General features: G+C 72.5%; 6 protein-coding genes. 3 read left to right on the top strand and 3 right to left on the bottom strand.

Annotated elements, in window-relative coordinates; genetic code table 11:
- Window positions 1–333 precede the first annotated feature (333 nt).
- Window positions 334–1815 (bottom strand): helix-turn-helix domain-containing protein, encoded by a 1482-nt coding sequence (locus HF519_RS09925; RefSeq protein ID WP_169412401.1) that lies wholly within the window; start codon window positions 1813–1815, stop codon window positions 334–336.
- A 184-nt stretch (window positions 1816–1999) separates the two neighbouring features.
- On the opposite strand from HF519_RS09925, the gene HF519_RS09920 reads away from it, so the two are divergent.
- The 3 genes from HF519_RS09920 to HF519_RS09910 all read left to right on the top strand — a co-directional run bounded on the left by HF519_RS09920 (window position 2000) and on the right by HF519_RS09910 (window position 4441).
- Window positions 2000–2710, top strand: coding sequence for a LuxR C-terminal-related transcriptional regulator (locus HF519_RS09920; protein WP_169412399.1), 711 nt, complete (start codon window positions 2000–2002; stop codon window positions 2708–2710).
- 124 nt (window positions 2711–2834) lie between these two features.
- Window positions 2835–3461, top strand: coding sequence for a cupin domain-containing protein (locus tag HF519_RS09915; protein ID WP_169412397.1), 627 nt, complete (start codon window positions 2835–2837; stop codon window positions 3459–3461).
- A gap of 20 nt (window positions 3462–3481) precedes the next feature.
- Window positions 3482–4441: an AIR synthase related protein gene (locus tag HF519_RS09910; protein ID WP_169412395.1), complete on the top strand. Its 960-nt coding sequence runs from the start codon at window positions 3482–3484 to the stop codon at window positions 4439–4441.
- Window positions 4442–4824: 383 nt separating this feature from the next.
- Here HF519_RS09910 and HF519_RS09905 read toward each other — a convergent pair whose 3' ends face one another.
- Entirely contained in the window at window positions 4825–5850 is a 1026-nt protein-coding gene (locus tag HF519_RS09905) for a 6-phosphofructokinase (protein ID WP_169412392.1), read from the bottom strand.
- 89 nt (window positions 5851–5939) lie between these two features.
- Window positions 5940–7283, bottom strand: a complete 1344-nt coding sequence (locus HF519_RS09900; protein ID WP_169412390.1) for a calcium:cation antiporter family protein — start codon at window positions 7281–7283, stop codon at window positions 5940–5942.
- Window positions 7284–7300 lie beyond the last annotated feature (17 nt).

Genomic DNA, 7300 nt, shown 5'->3' with positions numbered 1-7300 from the left:
GGGGGGACGGTGACCGGGACGCCTTCGATCCAGAGCATGCCGGAGTCGGAGGGGCCGGCGCCGCCGGTGCGGGTGGTGGCCAGGTCGGTCTCGATCCGCAGGCCGACCGCCTGCAGATCCATGATCAAGGAGGCCACTGCCTCCGAACCCGCACCCGTGCCCGTCGACCGGCCATCGTCGACCACGGTCATCGTTCATCCACCCCCGAGGTGACGTTCACTTGAGTAACTGAACGTCTCCTATAGGAGACCTGTACGTGTCGGGATGTCAACCAGCGCACTCCAACTATGGCTCACCGCACTCGGTGCCGGGGCGTGCTGCGGGTGACCGTGATCAGTGCTCGGCGAGCAGGCGGGTACGGCGGGAGGCCACCACGGGCCGGCGGCGATCGCCCAGCGGCAGCCGATCCGTCAGACGGTCGTGCACCTCCAGGTCGGTGATCCCCAGCGGGTGACCCGCGAAGGCGTACAACAGGTCCACGTCCTCGGTGTCGAGGACCGCGCGACGCAGGCCGACCGCCAGTTCCTCGCGCACGTCGCGGATCTCCGGCGCGTCCGATCTCGGCAGCAGGGGGCCGGTGCAGGCGCGCAGCGCCGCCTCGACCCGCCCGGCCCGCAGTGCGCGCCGGACGGTGCCGAAGTCGCTGTCCACGGTGGCCGCCAGCCGGTACGGCCGGGTCTGCAGCACGTCGGCACCGATCAGCGCCCGGAGCCGGTGGATCTCGCCGCGGACGGTGGTCTGGTTGCCGTCGTCGCCGTAGAGCAGCAGCGCGAGCCGCTCGGCGGTCAGCCCCTCGGGATGCAGGGCGAGCGCGGTCAGGATCTCGGCCGGGCGCAGCGTCAGCGGGATCGACCGGCCGTTGAGCAGCACGCTCGGGGCGCCGTCGCCGAGGAAGCGCAGCGTCAGTGCGGTGTCCGGCCGTTGCGCAGGTGCGGACGTCGACGGCCCGGGCGCGCGCAGCAGGTACCCCTCGGCGAGGGGCTCGACGAGGATCTCCCGGCCGTTCGCCAGCACCACCCGGTCCGACCCCTCGTGCAGGGTGATGCGCTCCGGCCACCAGCCGTAGGGCTCGCCGGCGAGGATCCGTCCCGTGGGAGTGACCAGCGCGCCCGCCCCGCCGCGCAGGCTCGCCAGGTGCGGCATGTTCCGCACCCGCAGCCGCTCGTCGGCGATGGCCAACTGGACCCGGAGCTGGTTCTCCGCGAGCTGTGCGGTCGCCGCGACCAACTGGACGAGCGCGGGGTGCGCCGTGTGCAGCGGGCCGCTGATGTCGATCGCGCCGAGGATCCCGCCGGTGTCCGGGTCGTGCACGGGGGCCGCGACGCACGTCCAGGTGTGGTAGGTCCGGACCAGGTGCTCGGCGGAGTGGATCTGCACCGGGGCGTCCACCGCCAGCGTGGTGCCCATGGCGTTGGTGCCGATCGCGTCCTCGCTCCACTGGGTGCCGGGGAACAGGCCGACCCCGTCGGCATCGGCGAGCAGCTTGGCCGCTCCGTCGCGCCACAGGATGTGCCCCTCGGCGTCGGTCACCAGCATCACGTGCATGGCCTCGTCGGCGATGCTCACCAGGGTGTTGCGCAGCAGCGGCATCACCGAGTTGAGCGGGTGCGCCTCGCGGATGTCGGGCAGGTCGGCCGAGCGGTAGACCACGGGTGGCGTGCGGCTCTCGGGATCGATGTCCGCCGCGAGGCTGCGCTGCCAGGACTCCGAGACGATCGGGCGCGGCCCGCCGCTGCGCTCGTCGCCGCCCAGCACGGCGTCGAACACCTGCGACAGCAGCCGGAAGTGCGCGAGGGGGTCGGACTCCGTCGACATCTCACACCCCCGAGCACCGGCGCTGGGCGAGCACCGGTCCTGGCCTCGCCGGTGTCGCCGGCAACTCTAACTGCGCATTCGGGACGGAGCGCGGCATGCCTACTGCACAGTGCAACGAACGCGCAACGTGGCGTTTCCTACCGTCGGTTTCGTACCACCGCCCAGCGAGGGGAGAGCCCTGACGATGTCGGTCGACGCCGTGCTCGATCACCGCCGGTACGGGACGGGGCAGGAACCCGCGATCCTGCGCCGCACCGCTCGCGTCCTCCTGGTCGACGGGCAGGCCATCGTCCGGTTCGGACTGCGTCAGCTGCTCGCCGCCGAGCCGGAACTGACCGTGGTGGGGGAGGCGGCAACGGCCCGCGACGCGCTGCTGATCGCCGACCGGGCCGCACCCGACATCGTCGTTCTCGACGTCGACCTGGGCCACGGCGACACCGTGGGCGTCGACGTCGCGCGGACGCTGCTGGAGCGGCGCCGGGGCGTGCGGGTGCTGGTGCTGACCAGTTGCCGCGACCGCGAGGTGATGCTGCGCACCGTCCGGCTCGGGGTGCACGGCTACCTGCGCAAGGGTGCGGACACCGCGGACATCGTCCGCGCGGTGCACGCCGTACTGCGCGGCGAGAGCGTCTTCGACTCGCGGACCACCGCCGTGGTGATGGACATGATCCGCGCCGACGAACCCGGTGACCGACCTCGTGGGCAGATGCTCACCGAGCGCGAGAACCAGGTCCTCAAGCTGCTGGCCACCGGGATGAGCAACCGTGAGATCGGCGTGCGGCTGCTCATCTCCGAGGCGACCGTCAAGTTCCACGTGCGCAACCTGCGGGACAAGCTGGACGTCCGGCGCCGGACCGAGATCGTCTACACCGCGACCCGGCAGGGCATGGTCTAGCAGCTCAGCGGGACCTGGCGGAGCCGTGTCCGTGGACACCTGTCAAGAGTGTCCACGATAGGTGAAGGCCATTTATGATGCTGGACGTCCGGGACGTGCGCGGAACCAGCGAGGAGGCCGCCCGATGACGGTGCCAGAGCGCACGGCCGACGGCGGCCCACACCGGGACCCGGCCGGCTGGGAGCCGATCGTCGGCGCGATCGGGCCGAAGGTGCGCGAGGTGCGCCAGCAGCTCGGGCTCTCGTTGCAGCAGCTGGCGGCCCGGTCCGACGTGTCGGCCGCCGCGATCCACAAGGTCGAGCGGGGTGACATGGTCCCGACGATCACGACGCTGCTCAAGCTGTCGGGGGCCCTCGGACGCCCGATCGCCTACTTCGTCGACGACGCCGGGCACTCGGCGCCGGTCGCGGTGCACGTGCGAGCGGCCGACCGGCCCGCACCGCCCGCGGACTGGGCGTCCTCCGCGGAGGGTGTGACCGCCGAGGGGATCGCGGAGCCGAGCGAGCTGCTGCGCGGCGGTGCGGTGCTGGCCGTCGTCGAGCCGCACGGCACGAGCGGGGACACCCGCCCGCTGCGGCCCGGCGAGGAAATGATGATGGTCCTGGAGGGGGAGCTGCAGGTGGAGGTGGCCGGCGAGCGCTACCTCGTGCGGGCCGGCGACACCCTGCACTACCCGACGGACCGGCCGCACGAGTGGCGCAACCCCGGCCCGGAGCCGGCGCGTGCCGTGTGGTGGATGTTGCGCTGTTGAGCGGTGTCGAAGGGAACGCAATGACGCAGGTGGCCGTCTCGCTCGGAGAGCTCGTCGACTCCGTGCTGGCCAACCCGGGGCTTCGGGCGAAGGCCGAGATCGGTCTCGTCGGCGAGGTGCTCGGTGGAACGGACTGGCTCGGCGGGCCGGGTGACGACGGGGCCGTGGTCGAGGCCGGCGGGACGGGCGTCGTCGCCTGCGGCGAAGCTCTGTTCCCGCCGTTCGTGAAGGCAGACCCGCGCGGCGCCGGGTTCGCCGCGGTGCTGACCAACATCAACGACCTGGCCGCGATGGGCGCGGAGCCGCTCGGCATCGTCGACACGGTCGTCGCCACCGAGGAGGTCGCCCGCGAGGCGCTGGCCGGCATGCGAGCGGCGTCGGAGCTGTTCGAGGTCCCGATCATCGGCGGCCACCTGACGATCCACGACGGGCCGCCCGCGCTCTCGGCGTTCGGCGTCGGCAGCACCCCGGCACCGCTGTCGGTCACCCGGGCCGAGGCCGGTCAGTCACTCGTCGTGGCGGCGGCGCTCGACGGTGAGATGCGCCCCGACTTCCCGTTCTTCCCGGCCTTCCCGGCACGCGGCAACCGCTGCGCAGGCGACGTCCGGCTGCTGGCCAGGCTCGCCCGCGAGGGCCTGGTCGTGGCGGCGAAGGACATCAGCATGGCCGGGCTCGTCGGCTCCCTGGCGATGCTGCTGGAGCCGGGCGGGCACGGGGTGACCGTGGACGTCGACGCCGTCCCGGCCCCGGCGGGCGTCCCGCTGACGAAGTGGTTCAACTGCTTCCCGAGCTACGGGTTCCTGCTGTGCGTCCCGCACGGCCGGGAGGAGGCGTGCCTCGCCGCGTTCGCCGAGCGCGACCTCGCGGCCGCGGTGGTCGGCCGCCTCGACGACAGCGGAGAGCTCGCCCTGCGCTCCGGCGACGACCGCGCGACGGTGCTGCGGCTCGACGAGTTCCAGGTCACCGGCCTGCCGCGCTGACGCCGCAGTCGCGGCGCCCGGCTCCGGGGGTGGCGATGCGGAGCCAGGGTGGGCGCCCCGGGACGGCGGGCCCGCTGCCGGGAGCCGGCCCGTCTCCCGCGGCCATGCCCAACCCGCTCGCGCGGCGCCCCCGCAGCGCCACGTCGGTGGCCAACCCGAAGACCCGCTCCGCCCGATCCCGGTCCCGCCATCGGTGCGCCTCGGCGCACCGGATCCAGTCCGGCGGCGCGACCGTGGCATCGGTCGGATACTCCGGCTTCGTTCCAGGTCACCGCGAGCGCGAAGAGCTCCAGCATCGCGTCGGTCTCGACCAGCAGCAAGCGGTCGTGGTGGGCGCGCAGGGCGGGGGCTCGGTCCGGTAACCGACGCCGGCAGGCCGGCCGTCACCCGAAGAAGACCTCCGCCTCGGCGTACAGCGCCGGGTCCACGAGCTTGAGCTCCTTGGTCGCCTCCGACAGCGGCACCGCGATGATGTCGGTCCCGCGCAGGGCCATCATCGTGCCCCAGTTGCCCTCGTGCACCGCGTCGATCGCGTGCAGGCCGAAGCGGGTGGCGAGCCAGCGGTCGCGCGCGCTCGGTGTCCCGCCGCGCTGCACGTGCCCGAGCACCGTGGTGCGGGCCTCCTTGCCGGTGCGCGCCTCGATCTCGCGGGCGAGGTGGTCGCCGATGCCACCGAGCCGGACGTGGCCGAAGGCGTCCTTCTCGCCGGTCACCAGCACCTCGTCGCCCTCCTTGGGCTTCGCGCCCTCGGCGACGACGATGATCGGGGCGTAGTCGAGCCGGAACCGGCTCTCCACCCACTTGCAGACCTGCTCGATGTCGAACCGGACCTCGGGGATGAGGATCGCGTTCGCGCCGCCGGCCATTCCGGAGTGCAGCGCGATCCAGCCGGCGTGGCGGCCCATCACCTCGACGATCAGCACGCGGTGGTGGGACTCGGCCGTCGTGTGCAGGCGGTCGATCGCCTCGGTCGCGATGTTGACGGCGGTGTCGAAGCCGAAGGTGTAGTCGGTGCCCGCCAGGTCGTTGTCGATCGTCTTCGGCACGCCGACGACGTTGACGCCGACCTCGTGCAGCTTCGCCGCCACGCCGAGGGTGTCCTCGCCGCCGATCGCGATCAGCGCCTCGACGCCGAAGTTCATCAGGTTCCTGCGGATCCGCTCGACCCCGTCCTCGATGGCGAACGGGTTCGTCCGCGACGAGCCGAGGATGGTGCCGCCGCGGGGTAGCAGCCCGCGGACCGCGGGGATGTCGAGGGGTCTCGTCAGCCCGTCGAGCGGACCGCGCCAGCCGTCCCGGAAGCCGAGGAAGGAGAAGCCGTACTCCGGGATGCCCTTGCGGACGATGGCCCGGATGACCGCATTCAGTCCGGGGCAGTCGCCGCCCCCGGTGAGCACGCCCACGCGCATGAGGTTCGAGTCCTCTCCATCGATGCAGATACCCGCACGGCTTCAACGCTAGCGGCGTCGTCGAGGTTCGGCGCCCGGGAGCCGCCCGGTCAACCGGCCTTCCGCTGGCCGGTCTTCGTGAGCTCCTCGAAGGGGGCGACGAGCCCGTCGCGGGTGAGCTGGACGAACTCCCGGCGGTGCCGGACGAGCCGCACGATCGCGAGCAGGCCGTAGAGCACGGACAGCGCCACCACGATGACGCGGTCGGCCGCCGCAGACAGCGTGAGGCTGGAGACGAACTGCACCAGGAACAGCACCAACAGGGCCACCGCACCGCGCACGGTCAGCGCCAGCGAGACCAGGATGCTCACCGCGAACAACGACTGCGCCGCGGTCAGCAGCAGTTCGTAGCGCTGCTGCTCGTCGAGGGGTAGGCCGTCGGTGGTGCTTCCGGCCGACGCGAAGACGATCGGGATCGTGCCCACGAGCAGGGTCCACTGGTTGACCTTGCTCGACAGCAGCGTGCCCAGCGAGTCGCCGGCCTTGAGCCGCCACGCGTACAGGCACGCGACGATCAGTTCGGGTGATTCGCTGGCCAGCGGCGCGACCCACTGGACCAGGATGAACGGGTTCACCCCCAGCTCGCTGCCGGTGGCCACCAGGCCCTCCGCGAAGTGCTCCGCGGCGGCCAGGATGACCAGCGCGGCGATCACGAACATGCCGCTGACGGTCCATCGTCGTGGCGCCCTGCTCATCGTGCCGACCCACTTCGCCGTGCCGAGCAGATCGGGCTTGTCCGTCGGCGCCTGGGCCAGCCGCCACGCGTAGCCCACGAAGATCGAGACGAGGACCGCGGCGTCGACGAGGGTCAGCGTGTGGCGTAGCGGCAGGGTCAGCGAGTACAGCGTGGCGAGGCCGAGGAAGACGACCTCGGGGGCCATCTTCCGGGGCATCTGGACGCAACCGACGTGGGTCGACGCGCTGCCGTCACCGCCTTTTCGGCGGGACCGCAGCACGGCGAGCGTGGCCGCCAGTACCACCAGCGGCCAGCCGACGCCGACGAGGACCCGGTTGGCCCCGGTCATGTTGGCCAGGGCGAGTGAGCACGGGCTGGCTCCGTCCGGCCCGGGCTGGCACGTCCCCGTCTCCTCGTAGACCTGCCCGGCGCGGAAGCTGAACACGAAGTCGACGGCGTACTCGGGCAGCACCGCGAGCAGCGCCAGCACCGCCAGGGCGAGCCCGCCACTGATGTCGACCTGAGCGGCTTCGGCGGCCCAGGCGAGGATGAACGCCGCGCCGATGATGGCGAGGCCGTAGATCAGGGCGGCCAGTGGTGGGGCGAGGTCGGGGTGCGGGAGGCCCAGGTAGGTGGCTGCGCCGAAGGACGCACCGGGCAAGGCGACGAGGACGGCGAGCGGAAGCGGCAGCGGCGGACGCCGCGGGCTCTCGGGCACCGGGCCGGGTTCCCGGG

It is taken from the genome of Pseudonocardia bannensis (assembly GCF_012911875.1).
In the GTDB taxonomy this organism is placed as follows: Bacteria; Actinomycetota; Actinomycetes; order Mycobacteriales; family Pseudonocardiaceae; genus Pseudonocardia; species Pseudonocardia bannensis.
This window is presented reverse-complemented; position numbering and strand designations above follow the sequence as displayed.

What these genes read in the sequence shown, in the direction of transcription:
- HF519_RS09905 (WP_169412392.1), bottom strand. Translation starts at nt 5,850, where the DNA reads ATGCGCGTGGGCGTGCTCACCGGGGGCGGCGACTGCCCCGGACTGAAT.
- HF519_RS09910 (WP_169412395.1), top strand. Translation starts at nt 3,482, where the DNA reads ATGACGCAGGTGGCCGTCTCGCTCGGAGAGCTCGTCGACTCCGTGCTG.
- HF519_RS09925 (WP_169412401.1), bottom strand. Translation starts at nt 1,815, where the DNA reads ATGTCGACGGAGTCCGACCCCCTCGCGCACTTCCGGCTGCTGTCGCAG.
- HF519_RS09915 (WP_169412397.1), top strand. Translation starts at nt 2,835, where the DNA reads ATGACGGTGCCAGAGCGCACGGCCGACGGCGGCCCACACCGGGACCCG.
- HF519_RS09920 (WP_169412399.1), top strand. Translation starts at nt 2,000, where the DNA reads ATGTCGGTCGACGCCGTGCTCGATCACCGCCGGTACGGGACGGGGCAG.